The organism is Solilutibacter silvestris, assembly GCF_002895945.1.
Classification (GTDB): Bacteria; Pseudomonadota; Gammaproteobacteria; order Xanthomonadales; family Xanthomonadaceae; genus Solilutibacter; species Solilutibacter silvestris.
Map to the genome: position 1 here is coordinate 856,792 of NZ_NPZB01000001.1, position 15,399 is coordinate 872,190.

A 15,399-nucleotide genomic window follows, 5' to 3' on the forward strand; every position below is an offset into this window, starting at 1 on the left:
TACACTCCGCGGAACAACGGATCTTCATATCTGCATGAATACGAACGCCGACCTGTTGTCACAATTGCGCATCGACCGCTCCGCGCCGCCGCCCAGGCGTTCGTTGCGCTGGCTGTGGATCACGCTGGCGATCATCGCTGCCTTGGCGATTTTCGCGATCATCGGCTGGATGGTGTTCGCGCGCAGTCGCGTCATCGAAGTGCAGACTGCGACGGTGACGGCGATGGGCGGTTCCGGCAATCAGAGCGCTTCCGTGCTTGATGCCACCGGTTACGTGGTGGCGCGACGCATCGCGACAGTGTCGGCGAAGGTGACCGGAAAGTTGCTCGATGTCCGCATCCAGGAAGGCCAGCATATCGAGGAAGGGCAGATAATCGCCACCCTCGAACCGGTCGACGCCAATGAAGCGAAAGTGCTGGCGACGGCGCAGGCGCACGCGGCGCAGAGCCAGGCCGGCAGCTTGCAGGCACAGCTGGTCGATGCCGAAACGAACGTCAAGCGCTTGGCACCGCTGATGCAGCAGAAACTGGTGTCGCAGGCGCAATACACCCAGGCAGTTGCCGCACGCGACAGCCTGCGCGCGCAACTCGCTTCGGCGAACGCCAGCGCGCAGGCGGCGCAGGCGCAATTGACCATCGCCGGCACCGGTGTCGACAACACGATCATTCGCGCGCCGTTCAAGGGCGTGGTGATCGCCAAGGCGGCGCAACCCGGCGAAATCGTCTCGCCGTTCTCTGCTGGCGGCGGCTTCACCCGCACCGGCATCGGCACGATTGTCGACATGGATTCGCTGGAAGTGGAAGTCGATGTCGGCGAGGCCTACATCGGTCGCGTGCAGCCGGGCATGCCGGTCGAGGCGACGCTCAACGCCTATCCCGACTGGAAGATTCCCGCGCACGTGATCGCCATCATCCCCACCGCCGATCGCGGCAAGGCGACGGTGAAGGTGCGCGTTGCACTCGACAAGAAGGACGACCGCATCGTGCCCGACATGGGCGTGAGCGTGAGTTTCCTGGAAAAGGCGCGTCCGGCGGACCAGCCTGCACCGAAGGGCGTACGCGCGCCGACGGCGGCGATCGTGCAGCGTGACGGCAAGGACGTCGCCTTCGTGGTCGGTGACGGCGGCAAGGTGGCGATGCACGAACTCACCGTCGCCGGCAAGATCGGCAACGATGCAAAGCAGGTCGTCAGCGGATTGTCCGCCGGCGACACGGTGGTGCTGCAACCACCAGCGGAATTGAAGGATGGCGGCAAGGTGAAAGATGCCGCCGCCAAGAGCGAATGACCTGGCGCACCGCGCCGAACCGAAGTGCCGAATCGACTGGGAGCAATGACATGACTGCATTGGTATCGACCCGCAACCTCACCAAGACCTACCAGCGCGGACCCGAAAAGGTCGAAGTGCTGCACGGCATCGATCTCGACATTGCGCAGGGCGATTTCGTCGCGCTGATGGGGCCGTCGGGCTCGGGCAAGTCGACCTTGCTCAACCTGATCGGCGGCCTCGATACGCCGACCTCGGGCGAGATCGACGTCGGTGGCACCCGCATCGATCGCATGGGCGGCGGACAACTCGCGCAATGGCGCAGCGACCACGTCGGCTTCGTCTTCCAGTTCTACAACCTGATGCCGATGCTCAGCGCGTTGAAGAATGTCGAACTGCCGCTGTTGCTCACCAACCTCGGCGCCGCACAGCGCAAGCAGAACGCAGAGATCGCGTTGAAGCTGGTCGGCCTCGAGGATCGCATGAAGCATCGTCCCAATGAACTGTCCGGCGGCCAGCAGCAGCGCGTGGCGATCGCGCGCGCCATCGTCTCCGATCCCACCCTGCTGATCTGCGACGAACCGACCGGTGATCTCGATCGTCATTCGGCCGAGGAAATCCTCAACCTGTTGCAGACGCTCAATCGCCAGCATGGCAAGACCATCGTGATGGTGACGCACGATCCCAAGGCCGCCGAATACGCCACCCACACCTTGCATCTCGACAAGGGCGTGCTGGTCGAGCAAGTCGCACACGCGGCCTGAGGGAGGACGCGACGATGAAATATCTCCATCTCATCTGGGCGGAATTGTTCCGCCGCAAGACGCGCACGATATTGACGATCCTGTCGATCCTCGCCGCGTTCCTGCTGTTCGGTTTGCTCAACGGCGTGCGCGAGAGTTTCGAGAACGCCGGCAAGAGCGCGATCGGCGCCGAACGCCTGCAAACCGGGTCGCGCCTGTCCTTCATCCAGTCGCTGCCGATGTCGCTGCAGTCGCGTATCGCGCAAGTGGATGGCGTCAAGGCCGTCACCTATGCCAACTGGTTCGGTGGCGCCTACCAGGAACCGCGCAACCAGATCTTCAGTTTCGCGGTCGCCCCCAACTATCTGGATGTCTATCCCGAGATCCAGGTCGATCCCAAGCAGCGCGAGGCCTTCAACAATACCCGCACCGGTGCATTGGTCGGCGAGGGGCTGATGAAGCGCTTCGGCTGGAAAGTCGGGCAGCGCGTGCCGCTGATCTCGACCATCTTCCCCAACCGCGACGGCAGCAAGAACTGGCAGTTCGACATCGTCGGCGTGCTGCACGCCAAGGACAAGAAGGCTGCAGGCTGGTACGACCAGATGTTCATGCTGCAGTGGAAGTATTTCGACGAATCGACGCCATACAACCAGGGCGCCGCCGGCTGGTACGTCGAACTGGTGAAGGACGCACAGCAGGCCGACCGCGTCGCCAAGGCGATCGACGCGCTGTCGATGAATTCTCCGAACGAAACCAAGACCCAGACCGAAGCCGCGGCGATGGCATCGTGGATGAAGCAGACCGCCGATATCGGCCTGATCGTGACCTCGATCATGGGCGCGGTGTTCTTCACCCTGATCCTGCTCACCGGCAACACCATGGCGCAGGCCGTGCGCGAACGCATCCCGGAACTCGCGGTGCTCAAGACGATCGGTTTCCGCGATCGCACGGTGCTCGGCCTGGTGCTGGCGGAATCGGTGCTGCTAGTGCTGCTCGGCGGCGTGTGTGGCCTTGGGCTGGCCACGGTGCTCGGCCCGATCCTCAGCGCGGGATCGGGAGGCACCCTCAATTTGCCGGGCATCGGCGTCGCCAGCTGGTCGCTCGGTCTGGCGTTGATGGTCGCCATCGGTCTCGTCGTCGGCGCATTGCCGGCCATCCGCGCCATGCGCCTCAACATTGTTGACGCCCTGTCCGGGCGTTGATCGGGAACTTACGTCATGGGTAAATTCAAATCCTTCGCGGTCGGCTTCGGTCTGTTCCTGATCATCCTGATCGGCGTCGCCGCTTGGCTGCTGTTGCCATGGTTCGTGCTGCTGGCGCTCGCAGTCGTGTTGGCACTGTGGATGGTGATCACGCGCCGCGGCCAGCAAACGGCGTCGGTGACCCAGGTCGGCGTCAGTACATTGCGACAACGCCTCGGCTCGTCATCGGTGATCGTGCTCGGCATCGCCGGCGTGGTCGCGGTGCTGGTGGCGATGCTGGCGATGGCGGAAGGCTATCGCCAGACGCTGCGCGCCAGTGGTAGCGAGGACACCGCGATCGTCCTGCGTGGCGCTTCCGCATCCGAGGTGATGTCGACGCTCGGCAATGACGCGATCCAGGTGATCCAGCAGGCGCCCGGCATCGCCAAGGGCAGCGACGGTCGTCCGCTCGCTTCCGCGGAAACCGTGGTGGCTGCCAACCTGCCAATCCGCAATGGTGGCCCCGACGACACCGGCAGCGTGCAAGTGCGTGGCGTCGGTCCGCAGGCATGGCTGGTGCGTCCGAACCTGAAGATCACCCAGGGCCGCACCTTCGAACCGGGCCGCCGCGAACTCGTGGTCGGCACTGGCGCGCAACGGCAGTTCCGCGGCCTCGATGTCGGCAAGCAGGTGCGCATCGGCAGCGACATGTGGACGGTGGTCGGGGTGTTCAATGCCGGCGACGCCACCGACTCCGAAATCTGGGCCGATGCCGAGATCGTCGCCGCAACCTATCGCCGCGGCAGTTCCCGCAATTCGGTGGTGGCGAAGCTGGAGAATCCGCAGGCGTTCAAGGCCTTCAAGGCGACGCTCGCTGCCGATCCGCGCGTGGAAGTCGAAACGCAAACCACGCTCGACTATTTCAGCAAGCAATCCGAAGGCATGACCAAGGTGATCCGCATCATCGGCATGGTGGTCGGCGCGATCATGGCGATCGGTGCGGTGTTCGGCGCGCTCAACACCATGTTCGCGACGGTGGCGACGCGTGCGCGCGAAATCGCCACGTTGCGTGCGATCGGTTTCCGCAGCCTGCCGGTGGTGATTGCGGTGATGCTGGAGACGATGTTGCTGGCCTTGCTCGGTGGAGTGGTCGGTGGCTTGCTGGCGTGGCTGGTGTTCAACGGCTATACCGCGTCGACGATCGCCGGTGGCGTTGGCCAGCTCACCTTCGCCTTCAAGGTCTCGCCGGACGTGCTGTGGACCGGCCTGAAGTGGGCGCTGGCGATCGGCTTCATCGGCGGACTGTTCCCGGCATTGCGCGCCGCGCGCATGCCGGTGACGGATGCATTGCGGAGTTTGTAGCCATGAATCGTACGAGCCGCTGATCAACCAATCGGCAGCGGCTCGTTTTCCGACGCGGGACGACGCACGCTCAGCGCCGTCCCGGCCGCCGCAACCATGATCGCCGCGATCGCCGACCACTGCAGCAGCCCGAGGTTTTCGCTCAACAGGGCGACACCGGCGAGTGCCGCGATCGCCGGTTCCAGGCTCAGCAACACGCTGAAGGTGCGCGTCGACATGCGCGTCATCGCGACCATCTCGAGCGAGTACGGCAGTGCCGAACTGAGTACCGCGACACCGAGCGCATAGGGCAGCAGATCCAGCGAAAACAGCGCGGTTCCGGCGTACGCAAAGCCAATCGGGATCGTCGCGAGCGCGCCGATCGAGATGCCGAGTGGGACGGCGGTGGCGCCGAAGGCTGCGCCGGCTTTGCGTCCAAGGATGATGTAGAGCGCCCAGCCTACGCCGGCAGCCAGCGCATACATCACACCGACCGGATCGAGCGGTTTGTCGATACCGCGCAATGGCAGCAGCAACAGCAATCCGGCGATCACCAATGCCATCCACACGAAATCGATCAGGCGCCGCGAATGGAACAGGGCGAGCGCGAGCGGGCCGGTGAACTCCAGCGCGACCGCAATCCCGAGTGGAATCGTCCGCAGCGACATGTAGAACACGAAGTTCATCGCGCCGATCGCGAGGCCGTAACCCCACAACACACGCCAATCTTTTTTCGTCGATGATGTCGACGCGCGCCACGGACGCCGCAACAACACCAGGATGATCGCGCTCAGGCCGAGTCGATATGCCGTCGCGCCTTCCGCGCCGACCGCTGGAAACAGATGCTTGGCCAGGCTCGCGCCGAACTGGTACGAGACCATCGCGGCGACCAGCGCGGCAATGGCAACCAGTGCCGGAGTGGAGCTGGTGCGCACCTCAACCAATCGGCAAGGTGCGGCCCTTGCGTTCGGCCAGGCGTTTTTCCAGATAGTGGATGTTCTGCCCGCCGTTCTGGAAACCGACATCGCGCATGATGCGTTGCTGCAACGGGATGTTGGTCTTGATGCCGTCGACCACCATTTCCGACAATGCCACGCGCATGCGTGCGATGGCCGTCTCGCGATCCGGACCGTGCACGATCAGCTTGCCGATCATCGAATCGTAGTTCGGCGGCACGCGATAGCCTTCGTAGATGTGCGAATCCACGCGCACGCCGGGGCCACCCGGTGCGTGGAAATGCTGGATCAGGCCGGGCGAGGGCAGGAACGATTCCGGATCCTCGGCATTGATGCGGCATTCGATCGCATGGCCGCGCATCACGATGTCTTCCTGCTTGATCGACAGCTTGTGGCCAGCGGCGATCATCAACTGCTCGCGCACCAGATCGATGCCGGTGACCATTTCGGTGACCGGATGTTCCACCTGGATGCGGGTGTTCATTTCGATGAAGTAGAAATGGCCGTTCTCGTAGAGGAACTCGAACGTGCCGGCGCCGCGATATCCGATGCGCTTGCACGCTTCCACGCAGACCTTGCCGATCGCCGCTCGCTGCTCTTCGGTGATACCGGGTGCGGGCGCTTCCTCGACCACTTTCTGGTGACGACGCTGCATCGAGCAATCACGCTCACCAAGATGGATGGCATTGCCCTGGCCATCGGCCAGCACCTGGATCTCGACGTGGCGTGGATTCTCGAGGAATTTCTCCATGTAGACCATCGCGTTGCCAAATGCGGCTTTCGCTTCGGCCTGCGTGGTGGCGATGGCGTTGATCAGCGCGGCTTCGCTGTGGACCACGCGCATGCCGCGACCACCGCCACCGCCCGCCGCCTTCACGATCACCGGATAACCGATCTCGCGCGCGATGCGGATGTTCTCGTCGGCATCGTCGCCGAGCGGGCCGCCACTGCCGGGCACGCAGGGCACGCCCGCTGCCTTCATCGCGCGGATCGCTTCAACCTTGTCGCCCATCAGGCGGATGGTGTCGGCCTTCGGACCGATGAAGACGAAGCCGGATTGTTCGACGCGTTCGGCGAAATCGGCGTTTTCGCTGAGAAAACCGTAGCCGGGATGGATCGCCTGGGCGTCGGTGACTTCCGCCGCGGCGATGATCGCCGGCATGTTGAGATAGCTCTCCGACGATGGCGCCGGGCCGATGCACACCGACTCGTCGGCCATGGCGACGTGCTTGAGGTTGCGATCGACGGTGGAGTGCACGGCGACCGTGCGGATGCCCAGCGCCTGGCAGGCGCGCACGATGCGCAGGGCGATCTCGCCGCGATTGGCGATGACGACTTTATCGAGCATACCGTTGCCCACTCACCCGATCACGAACAGCGGTTGGTCGAACTCGACCGGCTGGCCGCTTTCGCACTGGATCGCCAGCACGGTGCCGCCGACTTCGGTTTCGATCGGGTTGAACATCTTCATCGCTTCGATGATGGCCAAGGTGTCGCCCGCCTTGACCTGTTGGCCGATGGTGACGAACGCCGGCTTGTCCGGCGACGGCGACGCGTAATAGGTACCGACCATCGGCGCGCGCACCACATGGCCCGCGGGCAGATCGCTCGGCTTCGGCGCGCCACCGGTGGCGGCCTGGGCGGGCGACTGCATCGGCATCGGTGCGACAGGCGCAGCGGCAGGCGTGATCACCTGGACCGGCGCGACTGTCGGAGCGGCCGGCGCGAGGCGCGACAGGCGCACGGCTTCCTCGCCCTCGCGGATTTCGATCTCGGTGAGGTTGGATTCCTCGAGCAGGTCGATGAGTTTCTTGATCTTGCGCAGGTCCATGGCGGCCTCTTTCTTATCGTTGGTCGGGTGCGGAGCCGAGCCTGTTCAGCGCGGCGTCCAGTGCATAGCGGTAGCTGTCGGCCCCGAAGCCGGCGATAGTGCCGACGGCGAGGTCACTGAAATAACTGGTGTGGCGGAACGGTTCACGGCTGTGCGGGTTCGACAGGTGAACTTCGATGTAGGGAATGCCGACCGCTGCCAGTGCATCGCGCATCGCCACCGAGGTATGGGTGAAGGCGGCGGGGTTGGCGATGATGAAGGCGGTGCCGTCAGCACGCGCGGCCTGGATGCGATCGACCATCGCGCCTTCATGGTTGGTCTGGAACGTTTCCAGCACGATGCCGGCCTGTTCGGCGCGCGTCCGCAGCTGTTCGTCGATGTCGGCCAGCGTGGCATGACCATAGATGCCGGGCTCGCGCGAGCCAAGCAGGTTCAGGTTGGGGCCGTGGAGGACGAGGATCGAAGGCATCCGGGGAGGAGCGGACAGCGGACGCGCAGTCTCGCCGATCCCGGGGCTTGCTGTCCAGTTCGGCGACGATGGGCGATTTTAAACGGGCGATTGAAGTTTCATCTCGCACGCGCTGGCTGGCGTGCTGTCATCCCAAACAGCATGAGGGATCAGTTTTCTTGCGCCCGGCATTGCGCCTGCGCGGTGCATCCATATGACCGGCGTCCCGCGCAGTGGGTCTGACCGGCCACGCCAGCCAGCGCGTGCGAGAACCTCAATCCACCTTCACCCACGCCGCCAGCTCATCCGCACTCTCGAATGGCCCGACGTGCTGGCGCACCACCCGACCCTTGCCATCGACCAGCACCGTGTAAGGCAACACCCCCGACGGATCGCCGAACAGGGTGGCATTGGCCTTGGTCGGCGTCGCCAGCAACACCGGATACCCCGGTGCGCGCTGCTGCACGAACGCACGAACATCGGCGGCCTCGTCCCAGGCCACCCCGACCACGCGCGTCGTCCCGCTCGCGGACAGCGCATCGAGCAGCGGCATCTCGCGCAGACAGGGGCCGCACCACGTCGCCCACAGGTTGATCAACAGCGGCTTGCCGAGATAGGCCGCCGGCAGCGGAATGCGCGCGCCCTGCAGATCGGCCAACTCGACCTGCGGCAATGCCTCGCCGGCGCGCGCCATCGGAGTTCCTTCCGGGACATGCGCGCGAAAGCGCAGCCAGCGATCGAGCGCCTGTTGCCCGATCTGCGTTCGCCACAACGGTGCGAAACCCTGCGTCACCAGAGTCGCGAACAGCAACGCACTGGCGAACACCAGCGCCAGCAGGATGATCGTGCCGAAGCGCCCGTGCTTCGCGGCCTTCATTTGGCCGCGGCGCGCGCCAACGCGGCATCGACCAGGCCCGTCGTCAACACCGTCTGCAACAGCTCGCCTGCGCCGCCCGATCGTGGATACACCACGTAGAGCGGCACGCCGACCGCGCCGTGTGCCTGCAGGAACGCAGCGATTTCCGGATCTTCATTGGTGAAATCGCCGGCGAGATAGACCGCATCGTGTTGTTCCAGCGATTTCCGGAACGCCTCGGTGCCGAACACCGCCTTCTCGTTGACCTTGCAGGTGATGCACCAGTCGGCGGTCATGTTGACGAACACGACCTTGTGCCGCGCGCGCAGGTCGGCGAGACGTCGCGGCGTCCACGGCTGCATGCGGCTGTCCGCATTCGTGCTGGAGGATGCAACCGTCGCCGGTGGCGGCAGTCGCGTGATCGCCGCCATCGCCAATCCGCATAGCAGCAGCCCAATGATCGCTGTGACCTTGCCCCAGCGCGCACGCGGCCACGCCCACAACGCGAAGGTGAGCGCGATCGCGGCCACGCCCCAGCCAAGCACGGCATCGGCGCCGCGCTGGTGCGCCAGCGTCCACAACATCCAGATCGCGGTGAGATACATCGGGAACGCGAGGAGTTGTTTCAGCGTGTCCATCCACGCGCCGGGACGCGGCATGCGTTTGGCCAATGCCGGCACGAACGCGATCAGCAACACTGGCAACGCAAGCCCAAGGCCGAGCATCAGCAACACCAGCAAGGTCATCGCTGCGGGCGCGGTGAAGGCATAGGCCAGCGCCAGGCCCATGAACGGCCCGGTACACGGCGTCGCCACCATCACCGCGAGCAAGCCGGTGAGGAAATCGCCGCGCGCGCTGTCTTCGTTCGATGCCGCGGCGAGTCGTTGCGGCGCGAATCCCGGCAACGCCCACACGCCCGACAGCGACAGTCCGAGCGCGAACATCAGCAATCCGAGTGCGCTGACGATCAGCGGCGATTGCAACCAGAAGCCCCAGCCAGCGACATGGCCCGCGCGTTGCAGCAACACCACCGCCAGCCACAACGCGGCCATCGCGGCGAGGATGCCGAAGGTGTAGAAGACGGCGTGGCGTTTCGCGTGCGACTGGCTGGCGCCGCCTTGCACCAGCGACAGCGCCTTGAGCGACAACACCGGCAACACGCATGGCATCAGGTTGAGGATCACGCCGCCGAGCAACGCGAACAGCAATGCGGTGAGGAATCCGACGCGGTTGGCGGGTGCGACGGGATCGGGCGTTGTCGATGCAGGTGCGGTTGCCGTCGGCGTCGCCGTGGAAGACGCTGCAGCTGGCGCGATATCGTTAGGTGTTGCGGCCCCACTCGCAGCGACTGCGGCCGTTGCGGCAGCTGCAGTAATCGCCGTCTGTGCCGGTGCGCTCGCCACGGCCTTGGTCTGCTGTGTCGATGCCCCAGCCGGCAGCGCGAGGTTGAAACGGTTGCGCATCACCGGATAGCAGAGGCCGCCGTCCTGGCAGCCCTGCCATTCGGCATCGAGGACGACATTGGCCGCGCGATCGTGGCTGCGCTGCAGCGGCACCGACACCATGGTCTCGCCGAAATACACCGCGACATCGCCGAAGTGATCGTCGTGGTGTTGCGTCGCCTTCGGCAACTGCGGCGTACCGAGATGGATGCCGCTGTCGCCCGACAGTTTCAGTTTCAGTTTGTCGCGATAGAGGTAATAGCCCTTGGCCGGCGTCATCCGCAGCAACAGCTTCGATCCGCCATCGGCGATCGCCTCGATGCGGAAGGCCTGTTCCGGCGGCAATGGCGTGGCGGCCTGGTTGCCGATCAATCCACCACTGTTTTGCGCGTTGCCAGCGAGACTCTTGCCGAACGCGGCGAACCCGCTATCTCCCCCGGCATCACTTGCAGGAGGCAGCGCGACCGAAATCGTGCGGGTCTGCGGCGGATAGCAGACGCCGGCATCGGCGCAACCCTGGTACTTGATGCGCAATGTCACGGCATCGCCGCTGGCCTTGCCCTGCAGCACCGCGGTCACGCTGCCGCGATAGGTCTGGACATCACCGAAAAATTCGTCGTGGTGTTTGTCGCCATCGGGCAACTGCAACGCACCCGCTTCGAATCCGCCCAGCGGTTGCACGGAGATGCGATGGCGATACAGGTAATAGCCCTTGGCGATAGTCCACGTCACTTCGATGCGGTCGCGCGACGGCGCACTCGCCTTGGGAATGAACACGCTGTCCACCGGCGGCAGTTGCGTCGGGTCGACCGTTTGCGCCGCAGCCGGCAGCAATGGCAGCAGGCCGACGACCAGCGCGGCGAGGTGGCGGAGCAGGGTGTTCATGCGTTTCGGGGTTCCACGGATCTCTCACAATAGGGTACGGGCTGGACCTTGCCGGCGTCTGTGGCCAGCGGTCCGCCAACCATGCCGGGGCGTCCGCTCGGCGTCGTTCTGCCCACATCAGTGCTCGCCGGCCCTTGAAAGTTCCGGCCACCGCCCCATCTCCCTGTCATCCCCGCGTTGCGGGTCGCTGCGTCCGGATTCTGGCAGTCGTCTCCAGAGACTGCTAAAATCAGCGGGATTTCCCCAGTCAATCAACCACTTAAAGAGATTGCCCATGAACATGAAGCCGCTCTATGACCGCGTGGTCATCAAGCCGATCGATGCCGAGGAAACTTCCATCGGCGGAATCATCATCCCCGACGCCGCCAAGGAAAAGCCGACCAAGGGTGAAGTGGTCGCGGTCGGCACCGGCAAGGTGTTCGACAACGGCCAAGCCCGCGCCATGACCGTCAAGGTCGGCGACAAGGTGATCTACGGCCAGTACTCCGGCAGCGCCTACAAGGCCGACGGCGTCGAATACAAGATCGTGAAGGAAGACGACATCCTCGCCGTCCTCGCCTGATCCGCATCAAGACATTCCACTTTCAAGAATCGAGGTAACAAGCAATGGCTGCCAAGGATATTCGTTTCGGTGAGGACGCCCGTTCGCGCATGGTGCGCGGCGTCAACGTGCTCGCCAATGCCGTGAAGGCAACGCTCGGCCCGAAGGGTCGCAATGTGGTGCTGCAGAAGAGCTTCGGCGCACCGACGATCACCAAGGACGGCGTGTCCGTCGCCAAGGAGATCGAACTGGCCGATGCGTTCGAGAACATGGGCGCACAGATGGTCAAGGAAGTCGCTTCCAAGACCTCCGACAACGCCGGTGACGGCACCACCACCGCCACCGTGCTGGCACAGGCGCTGATCCGCGAAGGCATGAAGGGCGTCGCCGCCGGCATGAATCCGATGGACCTGAAGCGCGGCATCGACAAGGCCGTGATCGCCGCCATCGACGAGCTGAAGAAGATCAGCAAGCCGTGCTCGACCTCGAAGGAAATCGCCCAGGTCGGTTCGATCTCGGCCAACTCCGACGCCGACATCGGTGACCTGATCGCCAAGGCGATGGACAAGGTTGGCAAGGAAGGCGTCATCACCGTCGAGGAAGGTTCGGGCCTGGAGAACGAACTCGACGTGGTCGAGGGCATGCAGTTCGATCGCGGCTACCTGTCGCCGTACTTCATCAACAACCAGCAATCGATGTCGGCCGAGCTGGATGATCCGTTCATCCTCCTCCACGACAAGAAGATCTCCAACGTGCGCGACCTGCTGCCCGTGCTGGAAGGCGTGGCCAAGTCCGGCAAGCCGCTGTTGATCGTGGCCGAAGAAGTCGAAGGCGAAGCACTGGCGACGCTGGTGGTCAACACCATCCGCGGCATCGTCAAGGTCTGCGCAGTGAAGGCGCCGGGCTTCGGCGATCGTCGCAAGGCGATGCTGGAAGACATGGCGATCCTGACCGGCGGCACGGTGATTTCCGAGGAAGTCGGCCTCTCGCTGGAGAAGGCGACGATCAAGGATCTCGGTCGCGCCAAGAAGGTGCAGGTCTCGAAGGAAAACACCACGATCATCGACGGTGCCGGCGAACACGCGGCCATCGAATCGCGCATCAAGCAGATCAAGGCGCAGATCGAGGAAACCTCCTCCGACTACGACCGCGAGAAGCTGCAGGAACGCGTGGCCAAGCTGGCCGGCGGCGTGGCAGTGATCAAGGTCGGTGCCGCGACCGAAGTCGAGATGAAGGAAAAGAAGGCGCGCGTCGAAGACGCCCTGCACGCCACGCGTGCGGCGGTGGAAGAAGGCGTGGTGCCGGGTGGTGGTGTTGCGCTGGTGCGCGCGCTGTCGGCGATCAAGGGCCTGAAGGGCGCCAACGAAGACCAGAACCACGGTGTCGAGATCGCGTTGCGCGCCATGCAGGCGCCGTTGCGCGAGATCGTTGCCAACGCCGGTGAAGAGCCGTCGGTGGTGCTGAACGCAGTGGCGGACGGCAAGGGCAACTTCGGCTACAACGCCGCGACTGGCGAGTACGTCGACATGGTCGAAGCCGGCATCCTCGATCCGACCAAGGTGACCCGCACCGCGTTGCAGAACGCAGCGTCGATCGCCGGCCTGATGATCACCACCGAAGCGATGGTGGCCGATGCGCCGAAGAAGGACGAACCGGCGATGCCGGGCGGCGGCATGGGTGGCATGGGCGGCATGGATTTCTAAGAAGCCTGTCTGCCACTGCAACACGAAGCAAAAACGAAACCCCCGCAGCGATGCGGGGGTTTTTGTTGCGGCTTACCATCGTCGGCTTCGGGCCTGCCCGTGGATCGCGACATCGCCGCATGAGGATTTCCATCAGCCAGCGCATTTTCCTCGCCACCTTCGGCGCGGCGTTGCTGATGGCGATCGTGGGCCTGGAAGTGGTGCGCTGGACCTTGCTGGACAATTTTTCGGCGCGCCTGTATTCGCTCGATGCGCAATGGCGCGAACTGGAGCCACTGGAGAATCGGCTCGGCGAACGCTATCAGGCCGAGGGCGGCTGGAATTTCCTGCCCACTGACCCGGCGGCGCGCAAGTACTGGTTGCGCGATGCCCTGGGCGAAGCGAAGACCAGTCCCACCTTGGGACAGCGCATCGCGTTGCTCGACTGGGACGATCGTTATCTGGCCGGCATCCGGCCGGCACGACCACTCATCGTGTTCGCATCAATCAATACCGGGGTGCATCCCTTGCGCGTGCAGGGTCGGACGATCGGTTATCTGCAGATCGCGGCACCCGCGCACGCGGAAGACGAGTTGGCGGTGGCTTTCCTGATGGACCAACAGGAGCACCTGCTCGTGCTGGGCGTGCTTGCGATCCTGTCCATGGCATGCGTTTCCTTGCTGCTTGCAGCGCGCATCCGCAAGCCGGTTCGTGAACTCGTCGATGGCGCCCGCCGCTTGGAAAAGGGGGAATTCGATGCGCGCCTGGATGCGACCCGCAACGACGAATTGGGTGAACTGGCGCTGGCGTTCAACCGGCTCGCCGCGCGCCTGCAATCGATGCGCGGGGAGCAACGACGCTGGGTCGCCGATACCTCGCATGAACTGCGCACTCCGTTGGCTGTGCTGCAGGCGCAGATCGAAGCGCTGGCTGATGGCGTGAGGCCGGCCACGCCGGAGCACATCCAGTTGATGTCGCGGCAAACCAAGGGGTTGATTCGCATCGTCGATGACCTGCACATGCTGGCGAAAGCGGATGCAGGACGATTGGAGCTGCAGAAGGCATCGTGCGCGGTGTGGCCGCTGGTCGAAGAGGCGACGCGGGCATTCGCGGAGCGCTTTCGCGAAGCCGGGTTGAGCATGTCGTTCACCGAGGTGCCATCGCGTTCCGACGTGTCCGGTGATGACGTCCGCTTGCGCCAGGTGATCGACAATCTGCTCGAGAACGGCGTGCGTCACACCGATGCGGGTGGTTGCATCGAGATTGGCGGTCGCGTGGTCGGAAACGCGTTGCACCTGGTGTTCGACGACAGTGCGCCCGGCGTTCCGAGCGAGTCGTTGCCGCGGCTGGGCGAACGCTTCTTCCGCGTCGATGCATCGCGCACGCGACTGCGAGGCGTCGGCGGCTCCGGGCTGGGCCTGGCGCTGTGCCGCCAGATCGTGGAGGCGCATGATGGAAGATTGATGTTCGCGGCGTCGCCGTTGGGCGGGTTGCGGACGACCATCGTCCTGCCATTGGAGGCTTGAGATGGCGGCGCATATCCTGATCGCCGAGGACGAAGCCGATCTGGCGGGCATCATCCGCGACTACGCGATCGCTGCCGGCTGGTCCGCGGAAATCGTCGGCGATGGCGTTGCGGCAGTGGAGCGCGCGCGCCGTGGTGGCGTCGACGTGCTGGTGCTCGATCTCATGCTTCCGGGGCTCGACGGCCTGTCGGTATGCAAATCGGTGCGCGAGTCCTGCGCCCTGCCGATCATCATGGTGACCGCACGGGTGGAGGAGATCGACCGGCTGCTGGGCCTGGAGGCCGGCGCGGACGATTACGTCTGCAAGCCGTTCAGTCCGCGCGAATTGATCGCCCGCATCAAGGCGGTGTTGCGCCGGGTGCAGCCAACGCTTGCTGCGACTGCGCGGGCGCTGGAAATCGACGAGGTCGCGCATGTTGCATGCGTGCGTGGCAAGCCCATGTCACTCACGCGAGGCGAGTTCGCGTTGCTGGCAGCGATGGCGCGACGACCCGGTGTCATCCATTCGCGCGCGTTGCTGCTCGACTGCCTGAGCCGGGATCGACTGGATGTCAGCGATCGTGCCATCGATACCCATATCAAGAACCTGCGCCGCAAGGTGCAGCAGGTCGCGCCGGAACTCGAACTGATCCGTTCGGTCTATGGCGTCGGCTATTGCGTCGAAACCTGAGCAGGGCCGGCGACGCACATAATTCCCCCACAT

The 15,399-nt window shown here is 64.4% G+C and carries 14 protein-coding genes; 8 read left to right on the forward strand and 6 right to left on the reverse strand.

All coding sequences use genetic code 11. The features are described from left to right. The first annotated feature begins 34 nt into the window (after positions 1-34). From Lysil_RS03855 to Lysil_RS03870, 4 genes are read left to right on the forward strand one after another with little or no spacing between them, the layout of a single operon-like run. Positions 35-1,285, forward strand: coding sequence for an efflux RND transporter periplasmic adaptor subunit (locus tag Lysil_RS03855; protein ID WP_103074220.1), 1,251 nt, complete (start codon positions 35-37; stop codon positions 1,283-1,285). Positions 1,286-1,335: 50 nt separating this feature from the next. Beyond that, positions 1,336-2,028 carry an ABC transporter ATP-binding protein gene (locus Lysil_RS03860; RefSeq protein ID WP_103074972.1) on the forward strand — a complete coding sequence of 231 codons (693 nt, stop codon included), beginning with the start codon at positions 1,336-1,338 and terminating at the stop codon, positions 2,026-2,028. 14 nt (positions 2,029-2,042) lie between these two features. Then, positions 2,043-3,209 carry an ABC transporter permease gene (locus Lysil_RS03865; RefSeq protein WP_103074221.1) on the forward strand — a complete coding sequence of 389 codons (1,167 nt, stop codon included), beginning with the start codon at positions 2,043-2,045 and terminating at the stop codon, positions 3,207-3,209. A gap of 15 nt (positions 3,210-3,224) precedes the next feature. Further along, complete coding sequence (locus tag Lysil_RS03870) at positions 3,225-4,550, forward strand: ABC transporter permease (RefSeq protein ID WP_103074222.1); 1,326 nt, start codon at positions 3,225-3,227, stop codon at positions 4,548-4,550. Positions 4,551-4,573: 23 nt separating this feature from the next. Here Lysil_RS03870 and Lysil_RS03875 read toward each other — a convergent pair whose 3' ends face one another. From Lysil_RS03875 to Lysil_RS03900, 6 genes are all read right to left on the reverse strand, one after another. Next, positions 4,574-5,464, reverse strand: a complete 891-nt coding sequence (locus tag Lysil_RS03875; protein WP_425477114.1) for an EamA family transporter — start codon at positions 5,462-5,464, stop codon at positions 4,574-4,576. Position 5,465: 1 nt separating this feature from the next. After that, a complete protein-coding gene (gene accC / locus Lysil_RS03880) occupies positions 5,466-6,833 on the reverse strand; it encodes an acetyl-CoA carboxylase biotin carboxylase subunit (protein WP_103074973.1) in 1,368 nt (455 codons plus the stop codon). Positions 6,834-6,845: 12 nt separating this feature from the next. Then, the gene (gene accB, locus Lysil_RS03885; RefSeq protein ID WP_103074224.1) at positions 6,846-7,316 is read right to left on the reverse strand and encodes an acetyl-CoA carboxylase biotin carboxyl carrier protein; all 471 of its coding nucleotides are present in this window, start codon (positions 7,314-7,316) and stop codon (positions 6,846-6,848) included. A 13-nt stretch (positions 7,317-7,329) separates the two neighbouring features. Beyond that, on the reverse strand, positions 7,330-7,785 hold the full coding sequence (gene aroQ, locus Lysil_RS03890; RefSeq protein WP_103074225.1) for a type II 3-dehydroquinate dehydratase: 456 nt from the start codon (positions 7,783-7,785) through the stop codon (positions 7,330-7,332). A 253-nt stretch (positions 7,786-8,038) separates the two neighbouring features. After that, complete coding sequence (locus Lysil_RS03895) at positions 8,039-8,641, reverse strand: TlpA family protein disulfide reductase (protein WP_103074226.1); 603 nt, start codon at positions 8,639-8,641, stop codon at positions 8,039-8,041. Next, positions 8,638-10,947 carry a protein-disulfide reductase DsbD family protein gene (locus tag Lysil_RS03900; RefSeq protein ID WP_103074227.1) on the reverse strand — a complete coding sequence of 770 codons (2,310 nt, stop codon included), beginning with the start codon at positions 10,945-10,947 and terminating at the stop codon, positions 8,638-8,640. The genes Lysil_RS03895 and Lysil_RS03900 overlap by 4 nt, the downstream gene beginning before the upstream one ends. A 274-nt stretch (positions 10,948-11,221) precedes the next feature. Here Lysil_RS03900 and Lysil_RS03905 point away from each other — a divergent pair, with 274 nt between their 5' ends. The 4 genes from Lysil_RS03905 to Lysil_RS03920 all read left to right on the forward strand — a co-directional run bounded on the left by Lysil_RS03905 (position 11,222) and on the right by Lysil_RS03920 (position 15,366). After that, a complete protein-coding gene (locus tag Lysil_RS03905; protein ID WP_103074228.1) occupies positions 11,222-11,509 on the forward strand; it encodes a co-chaperone GroES in 288 nt (95 codons plus the stop codon). Between the two features lie 44 nt (positions 11,510-11,553). Further along, a complete protein-coding gene (groL, locus tag Lysil_RS03910; protein ID WP_103074229.1) occupies positions 11,554-13,191 on the forward strand; it encodes a chaperonin GroEL in 1,638 nt (545 codons plus the stop codon). 119 nt (positions 13,192-13,310) lie between these two features. Continuing rightward, complete coding sequence (locus Lysil_RS03915; RefSeq protein ID WP_165782373.1) at positions 13,311-14,696, forward strand: ATP-binding protein; 1,386 nt, start codon at positions 13,311-13,313, stop codon at positions 14,694-14,696. Position 14,697: 1 nt separating this feature from the next. Beyond that, positions 14,698-15,366 carry a response regulator gene (locus tag Lysil_RS03920; RefSeq protein ID WP_103074231.1) on the forward strand — a complete coding sequence of 223 codons (669 nt, stop codon included), beginning with the start codon at positions 14,698-14,700 and terminating at the stop codon, positions 15,364-15,366. The last annotated feature ends 33 nt before the right edge of the window (positions 15,367-15,399 follow it).